This window comes from Proteus sp. G2674 (genome assembly GCF_009915195.1).
Taxonomy (GTDB): Bacteria; Pseudomonadota; Gammaproteobacteria; order Enterobacterales; family Enterobacteriaceae; genus Proteus; species Proteus mirabilis.
Window position 1 is genome coordinate 63,639 of the sequence record NZ_JAABLS010000005.1, and the last position, 24,360, is coordinate 87,998.

At 38.0% G+C, this 24,360-nt stretch carries 24 protein-coding genes and 2 tRNA genes; 14 read left to right on the forward strand and 12 right to left on the reverse strand.

What is annotated here, in order from left to right:
• Positions 1 to 136: 136 nt before the first annotated feature.
• Positions 137 to 604: a glycine zipper 2TM domain-containing protein gene (locus GWI58_RS00760; protein ID WP_004243121.1), complete on the forward strand. Its 468-nt coding sequence runs from the start codon at positions 137 to 139 to the stop codon at positions 602 to 604.
• Positions 605 to 948: 344 nt separating this feature from the next.
• On the opposite strand, the gene slyA is transcribed toward GWI58_RS00760, so the two are convergent.
• Positions 949 to 1,377: a transcriptional regulator SlyA gene (gene slyA / locus GWI58_RS00765; protein ID WP_004243123.1), complete on the reverse strand. Its 429-nt coding sequence runs from the start codon at positions 1,375 to 1,377 to the stop codon at positions 949 to 951.
• Between the two features lie 462 nt (positions 1,378 to 1,839).
• Entirely contained in the window at positions 1,840 to 2,079 is a 240-nt protein-coding gene (locus GWI58_RS00770) for a DUF1289 domain-containing protein (RefSeq protein WP_004243130.1), read from the reverse strand.
• A gap of 180 nt (positions 2,080 to 2,259) precedes the next feature.
• Here GWI58_RS00770 and gloA point away from each other — a divergent pair, with 180 nt between their 5' ends.
• A complete protein-coding gene (gloA, locus tag GWI58_RS00775; protein WP_012367981.1) occupies positions 2,260 to 2,667 on the forward strand; it encodes a lactoylglutathione lyase in 408 nt (135 codons plus the stop codon).
• Positions 2,668 to 2,761: 94 nt separating this feature from the next.
• Positions 2,762 to 3,400 (forward strand): ribonuclease T, encoded by a 639-nt coding sequence (gene rnt, locus GWI58_RS00780; RefSeq protein WP_004243132.1) that lies wholly within the window; start codon positions 2,762 to 2,764, stop codon positions 3,398 to 3,400.
• Positions 3,401 to 3,521: 121 nt separating this feature from the next.
• Here rnt and GWI58_RS00785 read toward each other — a convergent pair whose 3' ends face one another.
• Entirely contained in the window at positions 3,522 to 3,860 is a 339-nt protein-coding gene (locus tag GWI58_RS00785) for a Grx4 family monothiol glutaredoxin (RefSeq protein WP_004243134.1), read from the reverse strand.
• A 404-nt stretch (positions 3,861 to 4,264) separates the two neighbouring features.
• Positions 4,265 to 4,600 carry a hypothetical protein gene (locus GWI58_RS00790; RefSeq protein ID WP_004248163.1) on the reverse strand — a complete coding sequence of 112 codons (336 nt, stop codon included), beginning with the start codon at positions 4,598 to 4,600 and terminating at the stop codon, positions 4,265 to 4,267.
• Positions 4,601 to 4,896: 296 nt separating this feature from the next.
• Between GWI58_RS00790 and GWI58_RS00795 the strand changes: the two genes are divergently transcribed.
• A complete protein-coding gene (locus tag GWI58_RS00795; protein ID WP_161768825.1) occupies positions 4,897 to 5,712 on the forward strand; it encodes a sulfite exporter TauE/SafE family protein in 816 nt (271 codons plus the stop codon).
• A gap of 239 nt (positions 5,713 to 5,951) precedes the next feature.
• Positions 5,952 to 6,530: a superoxide dismutase [Fe] gene (gene sodB / locus GWI58_RS00800; protein ID WP_094959237.1), complete on the forward strand. Its 579-nt coding sequence runs from the start codon at positions 5,952 to 5,954 to the stop codon at positions 6,528 to 6,530.
• Positions 6,531 to 6,664: 134 nt separating this feature from the next.
• Here the strand turns inward: sodB and cydH are convergent, their stop codons facing one another.
• A complete protein-coding gene (gene cydH, locus GWI58_RS17990) occupies positions 6,665 to 6,748 on the reverse strand; it encodes a cytochrome bd-I oxidase subunit CydH (protein WP_096043109.1) in 84 nt (27 codons plus the stop codon).
• A 268-nt stretch (positions 6,749 to 7,016) separates the two neighbouring features.
• Here cydH and purR point away from each other — a divergent pair, with 268 nt between their 5' ends.
• Complete coding sequence (gene purR / locus GWI58_RS00810; RefSeq protein ID WP_004243141.1) at positions 7,017 to 8,042, forward strand: HTH-type transcriptional repressor PurR; 1,026 nt, start codon at positions 7,017 to 7,019, stop codon at positions 8,040 to 8,042.
• 9 nt (positions 8,043 to 8,051) lie between these two features.
• On the opposite strand, the gene punR is transcribed toward purR, so the two are convergent.
• Positions 8,052 to 8,954 carry a DNA-binding transcriptional activator PunR gene (gene punR / locus GWI58_RS00815; protein WP_004243142.1) on the reverse strand — a complete coding sequence of 301 codons (903 nt, stop codon included), beginning with the start codon at positions 8,952 to 8,954 and terminating at the stop codon, positions 8,052 to 8,054.
• A gap of 119 nt (positions 8,955 to 9,073) precedes the next feature.
• On the opposite strand from punR, the gene punC reads away from it, so the two are divergent.
• Positions 9,074 to 10,291 carry a purine nucleoside transporter PunC gene (gene punC, locus GWI58_RS00820; RefSeq protein WP_004248166.1) on the forward strand — a complete coding sequence of 406 codons (1,218 nt, stop codon included), beginning with the start codon at positions 9,074 to 9,076 and terminating at the stop codon, positions 10,289 to 10,291.
• Between the two features lie 302 nt (positions 10,292 to 10,593).
• Positions 10,594 to 11,748, forward strand: coding sequence for a cyclopropane fatty acyl phospholipid synthase (gene cfa / locus GWI58_RS00825; RefSeq protein ID WP_004243144.1), 1,155 nt, complete (start codon positions 10,594 to 10,596; stop codon positions 11,746 to 11,748).
• 89 nt (positions 11,749 to 11,837) lie between these two features.
• On the opposite strand, the gene GWI58_RS00830 is transcribed toward cfa, so the two are convergent.
• On the reverse strand, positions 11,838 to 12,494 hold the full coding sequence (locus GWI58_RS00830; RefSeq protein WP_004243145.1) for a riboflavin synthase: 657 nt from the start codon (positions 12,492 to 12,494) through the stop codon (positions 11,838 to 11,840).
• A 303-nt stretch (positions 12,495 to 12,797) separates the two neighbouring features.
• On the opposite strand from GWI58_RS00830, the gene GWI58_RS00835 reads away from it, so the two are divergent.
• From GWI58_RS00835 to pykF, 4 genes are all read left to right on the forward strand, one after another.
• Positions 12,798 to 14,171 (forward strand): MATE family efflux transporter, encoded by a 1,374-nt coding sequence (locus tag GWI58_RS00835; protein WP_004248167.1) that lies wholly within the window; start codon positions 12,798 to 12,800, stop codon positions 14,169 to 14,171.
• 158 nt (positions 14,172 to 14,329) lie between these two features.
• Positions 14,330 to 14,406, forward strand: a tRNA-Val gene (locus tag GWI58_RS00840).
• Between the two features lie 28 nt (positions 14,407 to 14,434).
• A tRNA-Val gene (locus GWI58_RS00845) sits at positions 14,435 to 14,511 on the forward strand.
• Positions 14,512 to 14,976: 465 nt separating this feature from the next.
• Entirely contained in the window at positions 14,977 to 16,389 is a 1,413-nt protein-coding gene (pykF, locus tag GWI58_RS00850) for a pyruvate kinase PykF (RefSeq protein ID WP_004248168.1), read from the forward strand.
• A 113-nt stretch (positions 16,390 to 16,502) separates the two neighbouring features.
• Here pykF and gadC read toward each other — a convergent pair whose 3' ends face one another.
• Together gadC and GWI58_RS00860 are read right to left on the reverse strand one after the other, a co-directional pair.
• Positions 16,503 to 18,056 (reverse strand): glutamate:gamma-aminobutyrate antiporter, encoded by a 1,554-nt coding sequence (gene gadC / locus GWI58_RS00855; protein WP_161768826.1) that lies wholly within the window; start codon positions 18,054 to 18,056, stop codon positions 16,503 to 16,505.
• 104 nt (positions 18,057 to 18,160) lie between these two features.
• Positions 18,161 to 19,552, reverse strand: a complete 1,392-nt coding sequence (locus tag GWI58_RS00860; RefSeq protein ID WP_161768827.1) for a glutamate decarboxylase — start codon at positions 19,550 to 19,552, stop codon at positions 18,161 to 18,163.
• 404 nt (positions 19,553 to 19,956) lie between these two features.
• On the opposite strand from GWI58_RS00860, the gene GWI58_RS00865 reads away from it, so the two are divergent.
• Both GWI58_RS00865 and GWI58_RS00870 read left to right on the forward strand, forming a co-directional pair.
• Positions 19,957 to 21,009: a linear amide C-N hydrolase gene (locus GWI58_RS00865; RefSeq protein WP_161768828.1), complete on the forward strand. Its 1,053-nt coding sequence runs from the start codon at positions 19,957 to 19,959 to the stop codon at positions 21,007 to 21,009.
• 275 nt (positions 21,010 to 21,284) lie between these two features.
• Entirely contained in the window at positions 21,285 to 21,524 is a 240-nt protein-coding gene (locus GWI58_RS00870; protein ID WP_004248171.1) for an Lpp/OprI family alanine-zipper lipoprotein, read from the forward strand.
• 103 nt (positions 21,525 to 21,627) lie between these two features.
• Here GWI58_RS00870 and GWI58_RS00875 read toward each other — a convergent pair whose 3' ends face one another.
• From GWI58_RS00875 to sufS, 3 genes are all read right to left on the reverse strand, one after another.
• Positions 21,628 to 22,545, reverse strand: a complete 918-nt coding sequence (locus tag GWI58_RS00875; protein ID WP_004243156.1) for a L,D-transpeptidase family protein — start codon at positions 22,543 to 22,545, stop codon at positions 21,628 to 21,630.
• 117 nt (positions 22,546 to 22,662) lie between these two features.
• Positions 22,663 to 23,091, reverse strand: a complete 429-nt coding sequence (gene sufE, locus GWI58_RS00880) for a cysteine desulfuration protein SufE (protein WP_004243158.1) — start codon at positions 23,089 to 23,091, stop codon at positions 22,663 to 22,665.
• Positions 23,092 to 23,112: 21 nt separating this feature from the next.
• Positions 23,113 to 24,354, reverse strand: a complete 1,242-nt coding sequence (gene sufS, locus GWI58_RS00885) for a cysteine desulfurase SufS (protein ID WP_004243160.1) — start codon at positions 24,352 to 24,354, stop codon at positions 23,113 to 23,115.
• Positions 24,355 to 24,360: the final 6 nt, after the last annotated feature.

Genomic DNA, 24,360 nt, shown 5'->3' on the forward strand with positions numbered 1-24,360 from the left:
TTGCGCTCTTTACTATATAGTAAGAGGTATACGATTAAAATCAGTGTCGACATATGCAAAAAATAAGCTATAACTGATATTAAATTAAATTGATATAATCTGAAAAATTATTATCAGATTTCCATTAGGAGTAATTATGTTTAAGCATTTACTTGTTGGTCTTTTTGCTGTGACAACGCTGGCTGGTTGTGTAAATACAAGCTCTTTATCAGGTGATACTTATACGGCAAGTCAAGCTAAACAAGCACAAAACGTAACTTATGGCACCATTGTTTCAGTACGTGCAGTAAACATTCAAGCCGGTAGTGATGAAAATGTTCTTGGTGCTATCGGTGGTGCCGTATTAGGTGGTTTATTAGGTAATACAATTGGTGGTGGTACAGGCCGTAACCTAGCAACCGCAGCGGGTGCTATTGCTGGTGGTATGGCTGGACAACAAGCACAAGGTGCTTTAAACACAACCAAGGGTGTGCAATTGGAAGTACGTTTAGATAGCGGTAAAACTGTGGTTGTCGTACAAAAAGCAGACAATACTGCCTATAGACAAGGTCAACGTGTTGCTGTGATTGGTAACGGCAATAATCTCACCGTTTCTCCACGCTAAGTTTATTTACTTGAGATGTGTGATAAGCAAAACAGGCAACCATTCTAGTTGCCTGTTTTATTAATAGAAATTATTTTACTTATAATAACCAGTTTTATAACTTATTAATTAATTCAAACATTGCATTATCTACCTTTAATTAATGATAAAAATCACTCGCCTTTTATCATCAATTATTAATTGATAACGCTTTTATTATAAGAGCAACAATAGACTTCATAGATAAAATCATCTTATCTACCCTCTAGTAGAATTATAATAAATCCTTTGAAATTAAACAATAAATAGAATTATTACAAATAAAACCATTAGAAATAAAATTGCTGTAAATTAGCCCAATTTAATTAGTCATGTAATCTAATTATATTTTTCTCTAGCTTTTTAATAAGATAAATCAAGTTGTCTATTTCTTCCTTCTTTATACCACTTAATATTTCTTGACGTGTCTTCTCAATAACTGCATAAACTTCTGAAATAAAAGGTTCTGATTCTTTTGTTAACGTTATACGCTTTGCTCTGCGATCACTTGAACAAGTATGTCTACAAATCAGTTTTTTTTCTTCTAACTGATCGAGAGTTCTCACTAATGATGGTTGTTCAATACCAATTGCTTTAGCCAATTGGATTTGAGATTGTTCTGGAGGCAGTTGACTAATATTATACAACGTTACCCAATGAGTTTGGGTCAATTTTAATGGCTTGAGTCGGTGATCAATTAAGGCACGCCATAATCGAACTAAACGCGCTAAATCAGCTCCTAATGTTGATTCCACTTATCCCTCCTTAAATTCGCTTTTCTTTCAGCTTTTACAAAGTTTAGATATGTTCTTTAAAAACACTATTTTGTAAATTACATTATTTATTGATTGATGAGCCGACCTCTTTATCTTATTTTTATAATATTAGAATCCTATTTATTAGATAGGGAATTATTTTTAAGATCCAATTATGTTTATTTATCGCCACGAATGAATCTCTATAAAGAATAACCTTGTTATAAAAACTAATCTATATTTTTTTACATAATAATCATTATTATTTTACAAGGAAAGCCGAGAAAACAAAAAAACCTTACAATTCACGGAATTAAAAATCATTAACAAAACAAATATTTACAATGAATATTATTTACCTTGAAAATTAAATAAAATGAACTAACTAAATACAATCAATAAACTAATTAAATTATATTAAAACGTTAGTTTTATTTTAAAATTTAAAAATAAATAATAAATTTAAAATAAATCCAGCTGTTCATTCTCTTTTTCTGTTTCAGACACTGTTTTTTGTTGAGCTCTTAAATATCGTTGTCGACAAAGTCTCAATACATTTCGTTTTTCCTGTTGACTCATCGTTGACCAACTAAAGCGTTCTTGACGACTACGGTAACAACCAATGCAATACCCTTGTAAATTAGATTCACATCGACCAATGCAAGGGCTTGGGATATCGAAGAATTCTAATTGTTCTTGCATTGATTATTCTCCCCAATTATTTGTTACTATAGAGTATAGTAAAAAGAGATATTATCTGCCCATTTACTACAATACTGATGAATAAAGCGTAAATTGAACTATAGGGCTGTAACGCGTTATAGTACAACACCATCAGTTTATACTGTCGGGTGTCATATTTAACAAACACGAGAGGTTTATATGCGAGTACTTCATACCATGATCCGTGTAGGCGATTTACAACGCTCTATCGATTTTTATACCAAAGTTTTAGGTATGCAACTTCTACGCACCAGTGAGAATGAGGAATATAAATACTCGTTGGCTTTTGTTGGTTATGGTGATGAAAGTAGCGGTGCTGTTATTGAATTAACCTATAACTGGGGTGTGACTAGCTACGAAATGGGGACTGCATTTGGCCATGTTGCATTAGGGGTTGATGATGTAGCTGCAACTTGTGAAGCTATCCGTCAAGCGGGAGGTAACGTTACCCGTGAAGCAGGCCCTGTTAAAGGTGGTACAACAATTATCGCCTTTGTAGAAGATCCTGATGGATATAAAATTGAATTAATCGAAAACAAAAGTGCCAGTCAAGCACTGGGTAACTAAATATTAGTAAAACCAGAAAGGCATGTATTGCTTTTCTGGTTCCTGATTATTATTAATTTCTGATGTGCTATTTTCATCGGATAAGTACAGTTTAATGCCTGATAAAATAAACCCTAATGAATTATGTAACCGCTTTCGAGGTTACTATCCAGTCGTTATTGATGTTGAAACGGGTGGATTTAATGCCAAAACAGATGGCTTACTTGAAATTGCTGCTATCACTTTAAAAATGGATGAGCAAGGTTGGTTAAAACCTGATAATACATTGCATTTTCATGTCGACCCCTTTGAGGGCGCAAATTTAGAGCCAGCGGCGTTAGAATTTACCGGAATTGATCCTACAAATCCTCTTCGTGGTGCTGTCAGCGAATATGAAGCATTACACGCCATTTTTAAAATGGTACGTAAAGGAATGAAAGACGCCAACTGTAACCGTGCGATCATCGTGGCTCATAATGCTAATTTTGATCATAGCTTTGTTATGGCGGCAGCTGAGCGAGCAGGTTTAAAGCGTAACCCTTTTCACCCTTTTGCTACTTTTGATACTGCGGCTTTAAGTGGCTTAGTACTAGGACAAACTATTTTAGCGAAAGCCTGTATTACTGCAGGTATCCCCTTTGATAGTAAACTCGCTCATGGGGCTTTATACGATACAAATCGTACATCATTACTGTTTTGTGAATTAGTTAACCGCTGGAAAAAATTAGGTGGTTGGCCACTACCAACGCCCTAATCAAACTTATGTATTTGGCTGTGCCATATAAAGCAACAAAAAAGAAGCCAGTACAAATAATGCACTGGCTTCTTTTTTTAATTACGGTCAATTTAAATCATGGTGAAAAACGCAATGGGGATTATGCTTCTTCTTCACCACGGTATTTATCTGCAGTCTCTTTTAATAACTTCTGCAATTCACCGCGCTGATACATTTCTAAGATAATGTCACAACCACCGACTAATTCACCATCCACCCATAATTGTGGGAAAGTTGGCCAATGAGCATATTTTGGTAGCTCTGCACGAATATCAGGGTTTTGCAAAATATCGACATAAGCAAAACGCTCACCACAAGCAGAAATCGCTTGAACGGCTTGTGCAGAAAATCCACAGCTTGGTAATTTTGGTGATCCTTTCATGTATAACAGGATGGGATTTTCTTTGATTTGGCGTTCAATTTTTTCGATAGTCGTCATTTATTAAGTCCTTACAACCTTTTTATATTCAGTATGTTTTATATTGAGGAAAACATGAAAGAAGAATACCACTTTATATAAGAAAGCTCTATATAAGTTTAGTTATGTATCTAAATCAATAAATTACGGATAAATCACTCTATAATTGATGAGAAAACATACGACAAGGCATGACGATCTGGGAACAAATAAAATAAGATTAATGTTGGCTTAGCGAAAAATGCCGTAAACCCTCGCCCAATGTGAAGTACCCCCATAAAAAGCACCTAAATAAGTGTATAAATGCACATTACAGTAAAGGACACCAGATAATGTTTTAGTCGACGGATATCTGATGTCCCTGATCACACAAATTTTCAACGTCAATATCAATATCTCGTTAAATTGGATATTGATAAATTTCGTTATTTAATAGGCTTAACAATAATATCCCAACCTGTAGTACCTGAAGCGTGGTAATAATAACCGGCTTTTAATTGCTCTGGTTTTTTACTTGGCCCTTCAGCAACTAAAGTAGATTTCGTTGAGTTATTATCAATACGAATTACACCACCGCGAATACGATCTAATTCATTACCATTGAACAAGGTAATTTGTGGGGAGAAATGCGCATCACTTAAATCAATATGGATAAAAGTGTGCCCTGCATCATAAGCGGCTTTTAATTCTTTATCCGTAATGTCTTTACCATTCTCAAAGGGTAAATCAAAAAATGCTTTTGGATCAATTTTAGCAGTCATAAATACTCCTTTTTATGAATAAACATCAATCATTAGTTCAATTTAAATTATAGATCATAATTAAGCATTCGGATAAATATCCTGCTCACGCTTTGTAAGATACATATAAATTATTTATATATTCAATAAATTAACTTACCCATCTTTTGTTTTGCTTTTATTCAATAGAGATAGAACAATAAGTAAAATTAACTAATTATTTATATATATAAAAATGAGATGTTATTTCTAATAGGGATCTGCCATTATCATGGTTTCGTCAAAACTCGCTTATTTGAACTTATGAGTATTTAGTAATGGAAATGATTTTACTGTTTCTGATTGTGGGATGTATAACTGGATTTTTTGCCGGATTGTTAGGAATTGGTGGTGGAGCCATTATTGTTCCTATTGTGATGTATGTTGTTAGCCAACAAGCTATCCCTGCAGATATGGTAATGAAAATCGCCCTCTCAACCTCTTTTTCTGTCATTATATTTTCTACCGCCTCTTCTGCTTATTCGCATAATAAACATAAAGCGATTTTATGGTCACAATTTCCGCTCCTCGCTGTAGGCACTCTTCTCGGTATGCTAGTTGGGACATTCCTAGTACAAAAACTCTCAAATACCCTATTGCAAATTATCTTTTGTATTTTTATGGCCTATACCATATATGGATTACTGACCAAGAAAAAAGAAGCTGAACGTGTTGAGAATGCCCAAGATCCGGTGGTTTCAAAACCAGCACTGACAACCGGTGGTGGCTTAGTGGGTTTTATTTCAAGTTTTATTGGTATAGCTGGTGGCACCATAACAATACCGCTACTAAGCCACTGGGGGTTTAATACCCGTAAATGTATTGCAACATCATCAATGCTGGGTGTGATTATCGCCACTATTGGGACTGTTATGGGGATCGTTTATGGTTGGCAACAAACTGAATTAGCAGACTATTATTTAGGTTTTGTCTATCTACCTGCTTTTATTGGTATTAGTATTACCAGTATACTTACAGCCCCTATCGGCGTAAAAGTTGCCTATAAACTACCTATTGCCAGAGTACGCCAAATATTTGCCCTATTCTTATTAATCGTCATGGCTAAAATGTTATATCCCCTGATATTGGGATAGTGTTTTAACACTTTACCTCTATCTTAGTGAGAGATACTCTTATCAATATAACTAATCTATATGTTCTATACTAATAGATAAAAGATATTTAGCTGTTATTTCAATGAATTTTTGTTAAAATAATTAGCAAAATAGTAACAACTTAGTGAGTTCATTTGCCTCATTTTATCAATTCAGTTGAATTAGATGGAATGGTTTAAGGCACAAAACCCGAAAATGATAGGATAAAGGAGTACGCAATGTCTTTCGAATTACCAAAATTACCTTATGCGTTAGATGCTCTTGAGCCACATATCTCTAAAGAAACATTAGAATACCACTACGGCAAACACCACCAAACTTACGTAACCAACTTAAATAACTTGGTTAAAGGTACTGATTTAGAAAATAAATCTTTAGAAGAGCTCATCAAAACTACTGAAGGTGGTATTTTCAATAATTCTGCTCAAGTTTGGAACCATACATTCTACTGGAATTGCTTAGCACCAAACGCAGGCGGTGCACCAACAGGTAAAATTGCAGAAGCAATCAATAAAGCGTTTGGCTCTTTTGAAGAGTTCAAAAAACAATTTAATGATGCAGCTGCAAAAAACTTTGGTTCAGGTTGGACTTGGTTAGTGAAAAAAGCAGATGGCTCATTAGCCATTGTTAATACATCTAACGCTGCAACACCTGTTTCTGGCGAAGATAAACCACTGTTAACTGTTGACGTCTGGGAGCACGCTTACTACATCGACTATCGTAATGCACGTGTGAAATACTTAGAAGAGTTCTGGGCACTGGTTAACTGGTCATTTGTTGAAGCAAATCTTGCTTAATTGACTGTTTCAGAGATGGGAAAACCATTTTTGATAATCTAATAACAAAGGGCCTAGCGCCCTTTGTTATATTGATATATTTGATTGCTCACTTTGGATAGCTAAAATTTAAGCAAATAATTAGCAATTAACAATCAAAACAATAAACTTGCATATATTACGATCATAACCAGTGCTGCTACTGCGGTACTTAAACCAAATTTCAGATCCGTATCCATCTATTTCTCCCTCAAAATGATTATAATACTCAGATTAAACCATAATCTTGTCATGGTTAATTATTATTACATATCAAGTTTTGCTAAAATAGCGACTAGAGCACAATTTATAACATTGATTAATACTTTCACTTTTGAGCTAGATCATACAAAATTCACAGCTAATCGCTAAATTATTGCCAGTGTTTGCCCTATATATGACTATACTGGCAGTTAAACCATAAAATGAATTAAAAGAGACCAATGAAGGTCAGGAGTTTTCCACACCATGGCAACAATAAAAGACGTGGCAAAACGCGCAGGCGTATCAACCACGACTGTTTCTCATGTGATCAACAAAACTCGTTTTGTTGCTGAGAACACAAGAGCGGCAGTTTGGGCTGCGATAAAAGAATTAAATTATTCGCCGAGTGCTGTCGCACGTAGTTTAAAAGTCAATCACACTAAATCTATTGGTTTATTAGCCACGTCCAGTGAAGCACCTTACTTTGCTGAAGTGATTGAAGCTGTTGAAAATAGTTGTTATAGCAAAGGCTACACGCTAATTTTATGTAATTCACATAATAATCTTGATAAACAAAAAGCTTATTTAGCTATGTTGGCACAAAAACGTGTTGATGGTTTATTAGTCATGTGCTCAGAATATCCCGATCATCTTCTTTCTCTCTTAGAAGGTTATCGTAATATTCCGATGGTCGTCATGGACTGGGGAAAAGCCCGTGGTGACTTTACTGATACCATTATTGATAACGCATTCCATGGTGGCTATATAGCCGGTCGTTATCTTATTGAACGAGGTCATCGTGATATTGGTATTATCCCCGGCCCTCTAGAGCGAAATACCGGAGGCGGTCGTTTACAGGGCTTTTTAAAAGCCATGGAAGAAGCGAAAATTACGGTAAAAGAAGAGTGGATTGTACAAGGTGACTTTGAACCTGAATCTGGTTACAAAGCCATGACCCAAATGCTCAATCAAAAGCAACGCCCTACTGCCGTATTTTGTGGCGGTGATGTTATGGCGATGGGAGCAATATGTGCAGCTGATGAGTTAGGATTACGTGTTCCTGCCGATATTTCCATTGTCGGCTACGACAATATCCGTAATGCACGCTATTTCACACCAGCTTTAACCACGGTTCACCAGCCGAAAGAGCGTTTAGGACAAATGGCTTTTTCCATGTTACTCGACCGTATTGTGAATAAACGCGAGGATGCACAAACTATCGAAGTACACCCGCGTCTAGTAGAACGTCGCTCTGTTGCCGATGGTCCATTTATTGATTATCGCCGCTGATCCCCTTCATTAACGAAGCCATTCCTCATTTAAGGTTTGGCTATCGCCTAGATAATCTAATAGCCAAGTTAATGCCGGCGATTCGCTTTTATCAACCCATGTTAGACAGCACGGACTGTCTGGCAAGGGTTGTGCTAAGGTAAGGGTAACCAACTTACCTTGTTCGATTAATGGCTCTGCTCGGTGCCAAGGCACCATACCAACACATAATCCTGCTAATAAACACTCAAGCCCCATATCCCATGAAGGTACTATCATTCGGCGCTGGTTATTTAATGCCCAAGTATCTCGTTTTGGTAAACTACGTGAGGTATCTTCTAAACATAAACTAGGATAAGGCCGTAACTCATCATCGGTTAAAGGATGTGCCGCGCTTGCAAGAGGATGATCAGCATGACACACACATCGCCACGGCATAAAGCCCATATCTTTAAAACTATAACGTTCACCAATAGGTGAAGCTCTGGTGGCACCAATAGCCAAATCAACACGCCCGTTCACTAGTGAATCCCAGACACCGTTAAAAACTTCAGGATAAACATAGAGTTCGATATCAGGAAAATGGCGATAAAAGTCCAGAATAAGTTGCTGTGTTCTAGCCGGTTTGACAATACCATCCACGGCAATGCTAAACTGCCCCCGCCAGCCATTTGAGACTTGCTGGCACATATGGCGAGTGTCATTCATTTTTTTGATAACAGAACGGGCTTCTTTAATAAAGATCTTACCCGCATCGGTTAATTCAACATCACGATGCCGGCGTTCAAACAAAGGAACGGCAAGCCATTCTTCTAATTGTCTCACGGTGTAACTCACCGCGGAGGGTACTCTGTGCAATTCTTGAGCGGCTGAGCTAAAACTCCCCGTTCTAGCGACAGCATCAACGACCTCTAGCGAGTATTCTGACCACATAATATTTATTCCTTTGAATTTTTTTCACAGCATTAACCAAATATTCCCGTTTCACAAGTAAAATCACTCTTAGCTACAATATATAAAATGTTTTACATCACATAACATAGAAAATTAAAATGACTTTAAAGAATTCCACACAATCAAAAACACCTTCTCTCTTTATGGTGTATCTCGCCTGCCTTAGTATGCTGGGCTATTTAGCTATCGATATGTATCTGCCTGCATTTGGTATGATGCAACGCGAATTATCAATCAGTGAAGGCGCAGTCAGTAACAGCTTAAGTATCTTTCTATTTGGCTTTGCTGTCGCTCAACTACTTTGGGGGCCACTCTCAGACAAATTGGGGCGTAAGCCTATTTTACTTATTGGGCTAAGTTTCTTCTCCCTAGGTTGTCTAGGTATGCTTTGGGTAGACAGTGCTGCCGGTTTACTAACCATGCGCTTCTTACAAGCCTTTGGCGTCTGCTCTGCAGCCGTTATTTGGCAAGCACTAGTGATAGACCGTTTTGATGAGTCTCGCGCTCAACACGTTTTCGCATCAATTATGCCATTAGTCGCCCTTTCCCCTGCCTTAGCGCCACTAATTGGTGCTTTTCTGTTAAACCACGGTGGCTGGCGCATGATCTTTATGTTGCTGATGGCAATTACTCTTGTATTAATGCTACCCACATTGATGCTAAAAAATATTAAACAAAAATCAGTTATTGATGCAGGCCCATCTACAGTATCATTTTTAACTTTGCTTAAGTCACCTATCTATGCTGGTAACGTATTAGTTTACGCGTCCTGTAGTGCGGGTTTCTTTGCTTGGTTAGCAGGCTCTCCGATTATCCTTGAGAAGATGGGTTATTCACCACAAGATATCGGCTTAAGCTATATTCCACAAACCATCGCATTTATGGTAGGTGGTTATGGTTGTCGCATTCTATTATCAAAAATGTCGGGTAAAACACTGTTACCTTTATTGTTAATTGGCTACGCAGTGAGCATGACAGCGTTGTTCTTAGTCGCCAAATATACACACCCAACATTAACAACAATTTTAATTCCATTTTGTATTATGGCTGTGATGAACGGTGCTTCTTATCCCATTGCTGTCTCTAATGCGCTATCAGCCTACCCTGAAGTGAGTGGTAAAGCCGCCGCATTGCAAAATGCGCTACAATTAGGTCTATGTAGTTTAGCAAGCTTTATTGTCTCAGCCTTTATTAGCCAACAGCCATTAATTAATACCACAGCGATTATGGCACTCACGGCTATTCCAATGGCGCTGGGTTACTTTATTCAACGTAATAAATCCGTTAGCAAACACACAGTTCAGGCGACAGAATAACGCCACACCCTGCTTTTAGGAAAAATCTTAAAAAAGGCCATTTATATAAAATGGCCTTTTTATTTTCTAGAGAAAACCTATTTACATCTCTATACTTGTTCAAACGCTTAAGCGTTTTATTCATTTTTCTTTCGGATTTTGAGGCATTAAACAGATAATTTGCTGATTATGTCAGATTAGTTCTCTTAATAATTTTATTCATTCAATCTGTGTTGAATTCAATATTGTTTTAACTCTACCAATCTGCATTATCCTTTCTTGCTTCATGCCTCAAAACCCGCTTAGTTTACGCCGGAGAGTATATGAGTACATCTTGTGTAGAAGAAGGCCGAAAGACCTCCAATGATCCTTATCAACGGATCGCATCAGAGCTGCTCGCTCAAGCAGACATTCATATCAATGGTTCTGAACCTTATGATATCCAAGTGCATAATAAAGATTTTTATAAAAGAGTATTACAACAAGGCTCATTAGGTCTCGGTGAAAGCTATATGGATGGTTGGTGGGACTGCGAACGTCTTGATATATTCTTTCATAAAGTTTTACGAGCAGGTCTTGAAAATAAATTGCCAAGTAACTGGCGCGATATTTTAAAAATAGCCATGGCACGCATTTTTAATTTACAAACACAAAAAAGAGCGTGGATGGTGGGTAAAGAGCATTACGATTTAGGTAACGACCTCTTTACCGCAATGTTAGATCCTTATATGCAATATTCCTGTGGATATTGGAAGGATGCGGATAGCTTAGAAGTTGCTCAACAGCACAAACTCGACCTTATTTGCCGTAAGTTAGAGCTAAAACCAGGTATGACATTGCTCGATATTGGCTGTGGCTGGGGTGGTCTTGCTGCTTATGCTGCCAAAAACTATGGCGTTTCTGTTACTGGGGTGACCATCTCAGTTGAACAACAGAAATTAGCACAAGAGCGCTGTAAAGGTCTTGATGTCAATATCATCTTAGAAGATTACCGTGACTTAAACGAGCAGTTCGACCGTATCGTTTCTGTTGGTATGTTCGAGCATGTTGGCCCGAAAAACTATGCCACTTACTTTGATGTCGCTCGTCGTAATATCAAAGAAGATGGACTATTTTTATTACATACCATTGGTTCTAATCACAATAAAGTTAATGTCGATAGTTGGATAAGTAAATATATTTTTCCTAACGGTTGTTTGCCGTCTATTCAAAAAACCGCTGAGGCAATGGAAAATAAATTTGTTATGGAAGATTGGCATAATTTTGGTGCCGATTATGACAAAACCTTAATGGCATGGTATGAGCGTTTTTTAGCTAGCTGGCCTGAAATTGAATCTAACTATACACCTCGTTTTAAACGCATGTTTAGCTACTACTTGAATGCTTGTGCGGGTGCTTTCCGCGCCAGAGATATTCAGTTATGGCAAATTATGTTAAGCCCGAAAGGTAGAATAGGTGGATTACGCACACCTCGCTGATTTTTAGCTATCAATAGAGGTAAAAATCCCGTTTTCCATAGACTGAAAAACGGGATTTTTTAATTCTAGTCGTCTGATAACAGACTATATTATTTTTCGTTTTCTTCTTCGTGTGTTGCTTGAAGCTTAACCGTTAATGCTTGTTGCGCCATAACACGCTCTACGGTATCAACAATCGCCTGAGTCTGTGGATCTAACTCAATATTAACTTTATCCCCCAAACGCTTACGACCTAACGTCGTTCTATCGCGAGTCTCAGGGATCAGATGGACACAGAAACGATTATTAACCACATCACCAATAGTTAAACTAATACCATCAATGCCAATAAAACCTTTATGCAAAATATACTTCATCAATGTCTGATCAAAAATACGAAACCAGATCTGTAAGTTATTTTCTGAAGTAATAATTTTCGCAATTTCAGCCGTAGTGACAATATGACCAGACATCACATGACCACCAATTTCATCGCCATATTTGGCCGCTCGTTCAATATTAACTTCTGAACCAACCGTTAACTCGCCCAAATTAGTTAAGCGCAGCGTCTCTTTCACTAAATCGAAACTAATTTTATTGCCATCGATTTTTGTGACGGTTAGGCAACAACCATTGTTAGCGATCGAAGCTCCTGTTTCTAAGTTATTGACTAACTCGGAAGGTAATTCAATGATATGGGTACGGAAATCACCTTTATCTTCAATGGCAATAACACGTCCTTTTCCCTGAACAATACCTGTAAACATCTCACATCTCCTTGGACTGATAAGCGAGTTTATCTTAATTAATTTAGTGTAATCAGGATAACATAAGTGATATTACACAAAGGGATCATTATTACCTTCTCCCCTTATGATGTTTGCCATCAAATATAACGTAAAACCACTTATTTACTTATCAAAATTCTGTGGTTGAAAAACGTCATATCTTTCATTGATAATTAAACATTTATCATTAGAATATGTTTGCTTAAGGATTATTTTACGCCATATTAACATGTGACGTTCTTTCCTCCCTTCCGTCTTATTATAATGAATAAAGGTGTATGCGTGCAGAAGTATATAAAAGAAGCGCGTAGCTTACTTGCTCTTGGTATCCCTGTTATCATCGCTCAATTCTCCCAAACTGCTATGGGAGTAGTTGATACCGTGATGGCAGGTGCTGTCAATGCCACAGAAATGTCTGCGGTTGCTGTAGGTACGTCGATTTGGTTGCCAACGATTTTATTAGGTCAAGGTATATTAATGGCATTGACCCCCATCGTTGCACAATTAAATGGTTCAGGACAACGAAAGCATATTGCTAATCGTACACAGCAAGGTTTTTGGCTTGCCACTTTTTTATCCATCATGGTCATTGCCATTCTTTATAACAGCCGTTTTATTATTGAAGCGCAACATGATATCGAGCCTGAGCTTGCAGAAAAAGCCATTGGATTTATTCATGCCATTATGTGGGGGGCTCCTGGTTGTCTCTATTATCAAGTACTGAGAAGCCAATGTGAGGGATTATCAAAAACAAAACCAGGCATGATCATCGGCTTTATTGGATTATTAATTAACATTCCTGTTAACTACGCCTTTATTTACGGTAAATTTGGTGCCCCACAATTAGGTGGGATTGGTTGTGGTGTGGCAACCGCCTCTGTTTTTTGGGCGATGTTCTTAATGATGCGCTACTATGTGCGTCGAGCACCAACACAACGGGATGTTATGCCCAAAAAACGCCTAGTGTTACCTGAATTCCACACAATAAAACGTATTACATTGTTAGGGTTACCTGTAGGGCTAGCACTATTTTTTGAAGTAACACTGTTTGCTGTTGTGGCATTATTAGTTTCACCATTAGGTGTAACGGCTGTTGCAAGTCACCAGATAGCCCTTAATTTTAGCTCATTAATGTTTATGTTCCCCCTTTCCTTGGGAATAGCTGCAACAATTCGTGTGGGTTATAACCTTGGGCAACGTTCTACAGAGCAAGCTCGTACTTCAGCCATTACAGCCCTTGCTGTCGGATTAATGCTGGCAAGTTGTACCGCTATTTTCTCTATTATTTTTAGAGAAAAAATTGCTTTAATGTATAACGATAACATTGAAGTGGTGACATTAGCCTCTCATCTTATGTTATTCGCCGCACTTTATCAGTTGTCAGATTCCGTACAGGTTATTGGTTCAGGGGTATTACGGGGTTATAAAGATACTCGCTCTATCTTTTTTATTACCTTTATCGCTTATTGGGTAATTGGTTTGCCTTCCGGATATCTCTTGGGACGAACGGATTATATTGTTGAAGCAATGGGGCCTGCGGGGTTCTGGATTGGTTTTATTTTAGGTTTAACCGCTTCTGCAATTATGATGGGAACACGTATTTGGTGGATCCAGCGTCAATCTGATGAGGTTGTCTTATTACGCTCGGAGCGTTAATACTTCCATTAAAGCGTTATTTTTTGGCAAAGGAATGACACAAATATCAACAAATAGCTTTAAATACGAGCAGTTGAATACAAATTTGTGTTTTTCCTCTTGCCAGAAGCAAATCATCTCGCTAATATTCGTCTCCGTTGTCACCCAGAATAAAGAATGCGTCCATAGCTCAGTTGGTTAGAGCACCACCTTGACATGGTGGGGGTCGGTGGTTCGAGTCCACTTGGACGCACCATTTACTCTGAACAACATTTCAATACAGTGCGTCCATAGCTCAGTTGGTTAGAGCACCACCTTGACATGGTGGGGGTCGGTGGTTCGAGTCCACTTGGACGCACCATTTCTCTTTCTTAATTCTTGTTATATTTCGTGTTACCTCCCCTACACCACAACAAAATGATTACGCAAAATTTAATTGCGCAACAAAACGCTTAAAAAACAAGCAATCAGAGCCCTATTTTGATCACATCACTTAAATTTACCTTTTTTCGATTTTCTTCATGGAAATTAACCTCTATAATACAAAACATAATTTTGTTGAAAGGTTTCAGCGTATTGATTTACAGGCATCTTTAGAAAACAGAACAAATGAATCATGATAGACTATAATGTAAGATGTCTAGCAATCTTTTATACAAAATAGTGACAAAATTTTTATCATGTTGTTGGAGCCACTCACATGTTGCGCAACTTATTAGCTAGAAATGAATGCACTTATCGTGTTTCGCACTGTTAAGATGATTGATATAACCCAACAACATTAATCCTTATTCATCCATTACAATAGAATCATTAATAGACTGCCATGAAAAAGACAAAAATTGTTTGCACCATCGGGCCAAAAACCGAATCTGAAGAAAAACTGACTCAATTACTGGACGCAGGCATGAACGTAATGCGTCTGAACTTCTCTCACGGTGACTATGAAGAGCATGGCAACCGTATCAAAAACCTGCGTAATGTCTGCGCAAAAACAGGCAAAAAAGCAGCCATTTTATTAGATACTAAAGGACCTGAGATCCGCACCATTAAATTAGAAGGTGGTAACGATGTCTCTTTAGTTGCAGGTCAGACTTTTACCTTTACAACAGATACTTCTGTTGTTGGTAATAAAGATCGCGTTGCGGTCACTTATGACGGTTTCGCAAGAGACTTAACTGTCGGCAATACCGTATTAGTCGATGACGGCCTTATCGGTATGAAAGTCATTAAAGTCACTGATACTGAAGTGGTATGTGAAGTACTCAACAACGGTGATTTAGGCGAAAATAAAGGCGTTAACTTACCAGGTGTTTCTATCGGCTTACCGGCATTAGCAGAAAAAGATAAACAAGATCTTATCTTTGGTTGCGAACAAGGCGTTGACTTTGTTGCCGCTTCTTTTATTCGTAAACGTTCAGATGTTGAAGAGATGCGTGCTCACTTAAAAGCACACGGTGGCGAAAACATCATGATCATCTCTAAAATTGAAAACCAAGAAGGTTTAAATAACTTTGACGAAATTTTAGAAGCCTCTGACGGTATCATGGTTGCACGTGGTGACTTAGGTGTTGAGATCCCTGTTGAAGAAGTTATCTTCGCACAAAAAATGATGATCGAAAAATGTAACGCTGCACGTAAAGTGGTTATCACTGCAACACAGATGTTAGATTCCATGATCAAAAATCCACGCCCTACTCGTGCAGAAGCTGGTGACGTTGCCAATGCTATTTTAGATGGTACTGATGCTGTTATGCTATCCGGTGAAAGTGCGAAAGGTAAATATCCAGTAGAAGCTGTGACTATTATGGCGACTATCTGTGATCGTACTGATCGCATCATGAAATCACGTTTAGAGTCTTACCAATTAGGTGCTAAATTACGTGTAACAGAAGCTGTTTGTCGTGGTGCTGTAGAAATGGCGGAGAAATTAGATGCTCCTCTTATCGTTGTAGCAACTTATGGCGGTAAATCAGCGCGCTCTATCCGTAAATATTTCCCAACAGCGCCTATCTTAGCATTAACAAATAATGAAGAGACCGCACGCCAATTACTGTTAGTAAAAGGTGTAACAACACAATTAGTTAATAAAATTGCTTCTACTGATGACTTCTACCGTATCGGTAAAGATGCAGCATTATCAAGTGGCTTAGCCCATGCAGGTGATCGTGTTGTTATGGTTACAGGTGCACTGGTTGATAGTGGAACGACAAATACTTCATCAGTACACGTTCTGTAATACTCGATTATAGCTAATTTGTAATTAAAAAATTTAAGCCATCCGTTTTAACGGATGGCTTTTTTATCGCAACTTTTTATAAAACATATCACCTTGATCTACTGCCAAAGAGATTATTTCTGTTGCTGACTATCATGACCTGTTTTATCTATTGGCACTAAATAATGCGTTGAACGAGCACGAGGATGGATAAAAAAGTGTCCTTTCGGTGCATTATGACTCTTAATGTGGATCATCGATACATTGGCTTTATTACCTTTGCGAGAGCACGCATAAATAATAAAAGGTAAAGCAAAAATGATAATAAAACTCACCACTAGCAATGAAACATACGTTGTATCACTACTGCCCCCCGGTAAAGAGCTAGGCGGGAAGAATGAAACAACAAAAGCTAAAATAGACACAATCAGACCGACAACGGCCACTAATAATTTAACACCTTTACCACCGGGAATATTAAATGCACGTTTCTTATCAGCTTGCTTGCAAACCAAATGCATATAGCCAATAAACAGCATGAAATAGCTACATAGATAAATCACCACCGTCAGCGCTAAAGCAATAAGAAATGACATATTACCCCCACCACCGGTGTTAGTCAGTACCACTATAGCAATAGTAGTAATAATTAGCTGAGTGATCACTAAAGCTACCGGTACACCATTTTTATTTACTTTAGCCAGTGTTGGCGGAAGAATACCTTGTTGTGCGGCCACAAACATTCCCCGTGAAGGCCCAACGATCCACGACGCAATTTCAGCCAAGACGCCAAGCAATAATAGTGCAGCAATAATTTTAACTGCCCAAACTAATCCGGTACTAAAATGGCTGACTAAAACACTAAAGGTTTCAACCACACCCGCAGATAAGTTAATTTCGTTATGAGGGATCACTGCCGCAACAGATAAACCACCAATAGAGCTTAAGCATATTGCCACAATCATTAATAAAAACATGGCAAGCGGATAATCACGGCCCGGATTTTTCATTTCGTTGACGTGAGTGGCTGAGGCTTCAACGCCCATATAGCTTAAAATAAAGGCCACAAAAACCACTAAAGTACCAATTTGAGTAAAATCAGGGAAAAAGGTTTTGCTGCTGATTTCTATTGCTAAAGGCGCACCACTGACCAGATAACTAATAGCTAAAAGCACTAAAATAATTGCCGGTAATAATATCCCTGCGAAGAAACCTAATTTAGCAATAGTAGCCGTGTATTTAGTTCCGCCAAATTGAGTTAAAGCTAATCCCCATAAAATCACTAATGCGGCAATCGTTTTGGTGAGCGGATCGGTATTTAACTCAGTCCAATCAAGAATATAAGATAATGCCCCTAATACGAAATAAAGCATTGGAATAAAACCAATCGCTATTTGTAAATAACCAAAAGAGATAGCCGCAAATCCCCAGCGCTCCCCTAGCGTATTAGATACCCAGGCAAATACGCCCCCTTCTTGCCATCCTTCAACGGTTGCCATTTCAGCTGCACATAATGCAACAGGAATAAACCACAACAAACCGCCTAGTAATAAGAAAAAGACTAGACTAAAGCCGGAAGTTGCAAAAGTTGGATACTCATAAACCGCCATCACCATGGATGCAGTTATGGCAAAAAAACCTAATAATGTGAGCTGTTTTGAGGCAGAACTTGTTGCAGATGTCGCCATGCTCATTCTCCTACGTGTATGCAATGAAATAATGGTGTGCAGATAATCAAGGCTGGAGAAAAAGAGTCTATTTCTCCAACCTATTACCAAATAAAAGAGCCTGTTTAGCTGTGGTTAAAGCCACCGCCGTCCTCTTCAGATAAAGGTGTGCTGACAGGATGTTTTTCGAAATAATCGAGAGTACGTTTCATATCTTCTATCAGTAATGTCGCCAAATCTAAACTCACACCATGACGAACAAGAATACGTTGAATAACTAAATCTTGGCGATCAGCAGGCATAGAATAAGCGGGTACTTGCCAGCCACGGCTACGCAATTTATCAGCGATGTCATATAAGGAGTAGCTTACCTTAGCCTCTTTTTTCAGTTTCCACGCTAATGCAGGTATTCCTTTTTGACTATCACCACTGAAGATCATTTCAAAAGGCCCTAGCTTTTCAATTTCTCGAGCAAGGTATTGCGCGGTGTGATAACAGGCATTGTGGATCTTCGCATACCCTTCTCTACCAAGACGCAAGAAATTATAGTATTGAGCAATAATTTGCCCACCGGGACGTGAGAAATTAAGCGCAAAGGTTGGCATATTACCGCCAAGGTAGTTCACATTAAAAATAAGCTCTTCCGGTAAGTCTTTAGCTTCACGCCATACTACCCAACCAGAGCCCAATGGCGCTAAACCAAACTTATGGCCTGATGAGTTAATGGATTTAACACGCGGTAAACGGAAATCCCATTCTAAATCAGGTGCACAGAAAGGCGCTAAAAAGCCACCACTCGCACCATCAACATGAATAGGAATATCAAGTCCGGTCTCTTTTTGTAGTTGATCGAGTGCATCATGTACCGCTTTTACTGGCTCATAAGTACAGGTGAAGGTCACCCCTAATGTTGGCACTACACCGATAGTATTTTCATCAACACGTTTAATGACCTCTTCTGGACTCATCATCAAGCGATCACCTTCAAGCGGGATCTCTCTGAGTTCAACGTCAAAATAACGGGCAAATTTATGCCAACAAACTTGAACTGGCCCACAAATAATATTGGGTTTATCTGTCGCTTTCCCAGCAGCAAGGCGTTTTTTACGCCATTGCCATTTTAATGCAAGTCCCCCTAGCATTGCCGCTTCAGAGGAGCCAATGGTTGAACAACCTAGGGTATTGAGTGGATCGGGTGAGTGCCATAAATCAGCAAGCATATGAACACAACGGTTTTCAATTTCTGCCGTTTGTGGATATTCATCTTTATCTATCATGTTTTTATCGATAGATAAATTCATCAAATCACGGATCTCATCATCTACCCAGGTTTGACAAAATGTGGCCAGATTTTGTCTTGAATTGCCATCTAGCATCAGCTCATCCCTTACAGCATCAAAAACATGACGAGGATGGCTCTCTTGTTGCGGAAAATGTGTTTTCGGTAAGGATTGTGATAAATCAACCGATGCATAAACATCATCGAGTGAACTATAACTTGGCGTTTTTTTATTCATCTTGAAATTACCTTTACTAATTATTATTACATTAGTGACTAAATAATTTTAAATACCTACTTTAAAAGATAGTCTAATAATTCCAGTAATGAAAAATTTTTTATATTTTATGAAAACAATGAGAGTATATTTATCAAATCAACTTTAACACTCTACAAAAAATAACAACCCATTGATTTTAAATGATATTAATAATATTCCACTTGCTTTTATGTTAATTTATTTATGTACATTTAGAATAAAATATTTGTACTATAATAAAACTTGAATTATGAGAAATAACCGTTATAGCATTAAGTAATAACACTTAATTTAAAATATAAATGTAAATGAAATTTTAAATCTAAGTTTTAAAATTAATAATTATTTAATTTAGATTTGATTTAATAAGGAACAAAAAAAAGATGATAGAAAATAACCGACACCCCTTCGCTTGCACAACACTTGCGATTACTGACAAGAAAAAACGTGTTTATCATGGTCGGACAATGGAGTTTTCATCTGATGAGCCAACGTCTATCTTAGCTTATTATCCACAAGGTCATACTTTTCAGCAAAATGCCCCTGATGGAACCCCCGGATTAAAGTACAGCGTTAAATATCCTTTCATGGCTATTACCGCTCCTATTAACTTATCGGGTACCAAAGATGTACTTGAAGGTGTAAATAGTCAGGGACTCTCTTTTAGCTTAAATATGCTACCTAACTCTAAGTTAGATGATCTCGATCCCAAATATTACGCAAGCTCTGTTCCTATTGCTGCTATTGGTGAGTGGGCATTAGGACAATATGCGACGGTTAAAGAGTTAAAAGAGATTATCCCCCAAACCCATTTTTGGTCACAAAAGCTATTATTGTTACGTAACTTACCAAGCCCTTTCCATTACGCATTTTATGATAAAACCGGTGATTGTATTGTTGTCGAAGTCTCTGATGGTAAATTACATATTTATGATAATCCTACCTATTGCATGACCAATGGCCCTATTTTCCCGTGGCATTTGACTAATTTAAACAACTACACTCATCTTTCTAATATCAACGTTTCCAGTAGCACATTAGGTCGTATTAAAATCAACCAACCTGATAGTGGTATTGCGTTAGCAACATTACCTAGCTCAGATACTTCTGTAGATAGATTTATTCGTGCAGTTTATTATTCAACCTATTACCACAAAGTTTCTGATCCCGATAAACAGCTTATTGAGCTTGCTCATATCATGAATCGCTTCGATCGCCCTAAAGATGCAACCATTGATCCACTATTAGGTAATGATACGCTAACTAAACTTCATACTAGTGAATTTTCTGTCTGGACGGCGCTAACTGATTTAGAACGGGGGATCTTTTTCTTCAGAGGCTACAACAACTTAAACTTTCAAAAGTTCACACTTGAGTCATTTAAAAATGAAAGTAGCGCGGTTTTTATTAAGGTCAATTTGGAAGAGGCATTGTAAAATGCTTTAGATAGAAACTAAAATAGTTTAGCACGGAGAAAATTTTTTTATATCAGACTTTTACGAATAAAAATCTTTTGTGAAATAACACGCATTTTTTATACTGGTTATTTGCTTGTTGTAGGTTATTTTTCATATTGTCATATAAAGAGTAAGTAGTTATAGCTAGTTATAAATAAATTCTGTATTTTCTTATAACTGTGCCATACTTACTAGTGGCTTCATACAAAATGCTACTTGTTCCTTTAAACAAACTAATAATAGAGGTTGTCACAATGAAAGCAAAAATTGTACTAGGTGCGGTAATTCTGGCTTCAGGCCTATTAGCAGGTTGTTCTTCTAGCAACAACGCACAATTAGACCAAATCTCTTCTGATGTAAACCGTTTAAATACGCAAGTTCAACAACTAAGTAGTGATGTTCAATCAGCTAACGCTCAAGCAAAAGCCGCTTATGATGAAGCAGCTCGTGCTAATCAGCGTCTAGATAACCAAGTAACTACTTATAAAAAATAATTTGACTGCTTAATAAGCTGAAAACGTTAAGTCAGCTTTAATTAATAATAAAAAGCAGATACCTATGAAGTATCTGCTTTTTTTCATCATTGAATATCTATCATCAATATGCGGTTACATCGACCGGTATACCTGAACGACGAATAATTTCTGCATCCACTTTTGCTTTATCCACTTTGCCACTTTCATACCAAGCCGTAAATTGTTTAGTAAACGTTAGGGGCATCGTCTGGGGATCGTCATCTTCATTTTGTGAGAGTGGTTGGTGCACTTCAATAAATTGCTTACCATCTGCAGTCTCAGTAAATTTAATTGGTTTATTGATCACTTGAACCCGACTGCCTTTGGGTACCACATTAAACAGTGTTTCAATATCATCAGGACGTAATCTAATACAGCCAGAACTCACTCTTAAGCCAATACCAAAATCGGCATTAGTACCATGAATAAGATACTCACCACGACTGTGTGCTAATCTTAACGCATATGCACCCATTGGATTATCTGGCCCTGCTGGTACCACTGCCGGTAACGTGATCCCCTTAGCCGCATAATTTTTACGAATATTGGCTGTCGGCGTCCAAGTCGGATCTTTAATCAATTGAGAAACAGATGTCACCATTTCAGGCGTTTCCCGCCCTAATTGGCCAATACCGATAGGATAGACATCAACTGTTCCCCCTTCTTTGGGATAGTAATAGAGGCGCAATTCTGCCAGATTAATGACAATACCTTTACGCACGGTATCAGGTAAGATCATCTGTAAGGGAATTTGTAGTGTTTTGCCCGCTTCGGGTAATAGAGGATCAATACCTGGGTTGGCTTCCATCATATTTAGCAAACCCACTTGATATTGTGCAGCGATCGTTTCTAAAGAACGTTTATCATCAGGAACGGTGTAAGAAACATTTTCCCCAATGATACGTGAACCATCCGTAGGTAGCAGGTATTCATGTGCATAAGTTAAGTGACTGCTCATCCCTAACAGCGATGCACCCAATAAGGTTAACCATTTCTTCATTGTTGATCCCGTGTGTTAGCAATAAAATAAACTGACTATTATCATGATAACATTCTCATCGTTATGATTATCATATAATAAGTCAGTTTAGAACATTAATATGGGATCGGGTAACATTTATGCTACAGTGTATTCCGAAAAGCGTTTCATTAACCGTGTTACCATAGCGTGTAACCCTTGAGTACGAGATGGCGTCAAATGACTTTCCAGTGCTAATGTCGAGAAATAGTGGTTAACATCAGTGGCGAGAGCTTGCTCTACCGTTTTACCTTGAAAAAGAATAATCACTAATGCCACTAATCCTTTTACAATACCTGCATCGCTATCACCGGCTAAGATCAGCTGTTTATGCTCATCTAATTCAACCGCTATCCAGACTTGGCTCTGACAACCTTCAATAAAATTAGCCGCCGTTCTTTGTTCATCTGTTAATGGTGGTAAGCGTTCTCCTAGCTCCATCATATAAAGATAACGTTGCTCCCAATCCTGACAACGAGAAAAATTGCGTAATAATTTTGCTTCATCAGGCAAAGCCGCAATTGCCATGAATAACCTCTTTTTTAATTGTTAGCCTAATAGTTTTTCAATGCGTAACAACGCATTAACTAGTGCATCAATATCCGCTTTATTATTGTACAATCCCAACGAAGCTCGACACATGGCAGGAACCTGATAATAGTCCATAATTGGCATTGCACAGTGATGACCTGTACGAATAGCAATACCATAGTTATCAAGAAAAGTCCCCACATCATAAGCGTGATGCTTACCTAAATTAAATGCTATCACACCTTGACGCGCTTCATTACCATAAAGCGTTAATGATTTTACTTTGGTTAATTGTTGTTGTGCATATTGCATTAAGCTATTTTCATATGCAGCAATCTTATCCATACCAAATTGAGCAAGATATTCCAAAGCTGCCCCTAAGCCAATGATACCGATAATATTAGGCGTTCCAGCTTCAAATCGCCACGGCGCATCCGCGTAGGTAATATCACCATTGATATGCACATGTTTTATCATAGCGCCCCCCCCTTCCCATGGAGGTAATTCATCAAGTAGCGCTTTTTTGCCATATAGCAAGCCAATCCCTGTCGGCCCATAAAGTTTATGACCACTACATACAAAAAAATCACAATCTAACGCACTAACATTGATAGCTTGATGCATCGCACTTTGTGCCCCATCAACTAAAATATGTAACTCGCCCCCTTGCTGAGCCGAATACTCTCTAGCTTGGCAAATAATTTCAGCAATAGGATTGACGGTTCCCAGTACATTAGACTGATGAGTGATCGCCAGTAACTTAGTTCTGTTATCAATTAATTGGGGTAATTGCGCTAAATCGAGTTGCCCATTAGCGAGCAGAGGAATAACACGGACATGAAAACCATACTGTTTTGCTAACATATACCACGGCACTATATTCGCGTGGTGTTCCATTTCAGTAATGATAATGTTATCACCATCATTTAGGAAACGATGGCTATAACTGTAAGCGACTAAATTGATCCCTTCTGTCGTTCCTTTTACAAAAACGATTTCTTCTTCGCTCTTTGCACCTAAGAAATGTGCTGCTTGCTTACGAACATTCTCCACTAAGGTGGTGGCGTTTGCACTTAATGTGTGAATGCCGCGGTGAACCGCGGCATATTGTGTTAAGGCAAACTGTTTTTCACGCTCCATGACACAAGCGGGTTTTTGCGCACTTGCGGCACTGTCGAGATAGACTAAAGGTTTTTCTTTCACTTGCTGGGAAAGAATAGGAAAGTCATCCCGCGCTTTTTCAATGGAATGTGTCATCATGCCTTT

What these genes read in the sequence shown, in the direction of transcription:
- GWI58_RS00760 (WP_004243121.1), top strand. Translation starts at nt 137, where the DNA reads ATGTTTAAGCATTTACTTGTTGGTCTTTTTGCTGTGACAACGCTGGCT.
- GWI58_RS00770 (WP_004243130.1), bottom strand. Translation starts at nt 2,079, where the DNA reads ATGCAAGAACAATTAGAATTCTTCGATATCCCAAGCCCTTGCATTGGT.
- gloA (WP_012367981.1), top strand. Translation starts at nt 2,260, where the DNA reads ATGCGAGTACTTCATACCATGATCCGTGTAGGCGATTTACAACGCTCT.
- rnt (WP_004243132.1), top strand. Translation starts at nt 2,762, where the DNA reads ATGCCTGATAAAATAAACCCTAATGAATTATGTAACCGCTTTCGAGGT.
- GWI58_RS00785 (WP_004243134.1), bottom strand. Translation starts at nt 3,860, where the DNA reads ATGACGACTATCGAAAAAATTGAACGCCAAATCAAAGAAAATCCCATC.
- GWI58_RS00790 (WP_004248163.1), bottom strand. Translation starts at nt 4,600, where the DNA reads ATGACTGCTAAAATTGATCCAAAAGCATTTTTTGATTTACCCTTTGAG.
- GWI58_RS00795 (WP_161768825.1), top strand. Translation starts at nt 4,897, where the DNA reads ATGGAAATGATTTTACTGTTTCTGATTGTGGGATGTATAACTGGATTT.
- sodB (WP_094959237.1), top strand. Translation starts at nt 5,952, where the DNA reads ATGTCTTTCGAATTACCAAAATTACCTTATGCGTTAGATGCTCTTGAG.
- cydH (WP_096043109.1), bottom strand. Translation starts at nt 6,748, where the DNA reads ATGGATACGGATCTGAAATTTGGTTTAAGTACCGCAGTAGCAGCACTG.
- purR (WP_004243141.1), top strand. Translation starts at nt 7,017, where the DNA reads ATGGCAACAATAAAAGACGTGGCAAAACGCGCAGGCGTATCAACCACG.
- punR (WP_004243142.1), bottom strand. Translation starts at nt 8,954, where the DNA reads ATGTGGTCAGAATACTCGCTAGAGGTCGTTGATGCTGTCGCTAGAACG.
- punC (WP_004248166.1), top strand. Translation starts at nt 9,074, where the DNA reads ATGACTTTAAAGAATTCCACACAATCAAAAACACCTTCTCTCTTTATG.
- cfa (WP_004243144.1), top strand. Translation starts at nt 10,594, where the DNA reads ATGAGTACATCTTGTGTAGAAGAAGGCCGAAAGACCTCCAATGATCCT.
- GWI58_RS00830 (WP_004243145.1), bottom strand. Translation starts at nt 12,494, where the DNA reads ATGTTTACAGGTATTGTTCAGGGAAAAGGACGTGTTATTGCCATTGAA.
- pykF (WP_004248168.1), top strand. Translation starts at nt 14,977, where the DNA reads ATGAAAAAGACAAAAATTGTTTGCACCATCGGGCCAAAAACCGAATCT.
- gadC (WP_161768826.1), bottom strand. Translation starts at nt 18,056, where the DNA reads ATGGCGACATCTGCAACAAGTTCTGCCTCAAAACAGCTCACATTATTA.
- GWI58_RS00860 (WP_161768827.1), bottom strand. Translation starts at nt 19,552, where the DNA reads ATGAATAAAAAAACGCCAAGTTATAGTTCACTCGATGATGTTTATGCA.
- GWI58_RS00865 (WP_161768828.1), top strand. Translation starts at nt 19,957, where the DNA reads ATGATAGAAAATAACCGACACCCCTTCGCTTGCACAACACTTGCGATT.
- GWI58_RS00870 (WP_004248171.1), top strand. Translation starts at nt 21,285, where the DNA reads ATGAAAGCAAAAATTGTACTAGGTGCGGTAATTCTGGCTTCAGGCCTA.
- GWI58_RS00875 (WP_004243156.1), bottom strand. Translation starts at nt 22,545, where the DNA reads ATGAAGAAATGGTTAACCTTATTGGGTGCATCGCTGTTAGGGATGAGC.
- sufE (WP_004243158.1), bottom strand. Translation starts at nt 23,091, where the DNA reads ATGGCAATTGCGGCTTTGCCTGATGAAGCAAAATTATTACGCAATTTT.
- sufS (WP_004243160.1), bottom strand. Translation starts at nt 24,354, where the DNA reads ATGATGACACATTCCATTGAAAAAGCGCGGGATGACTTTCCTATTCTT.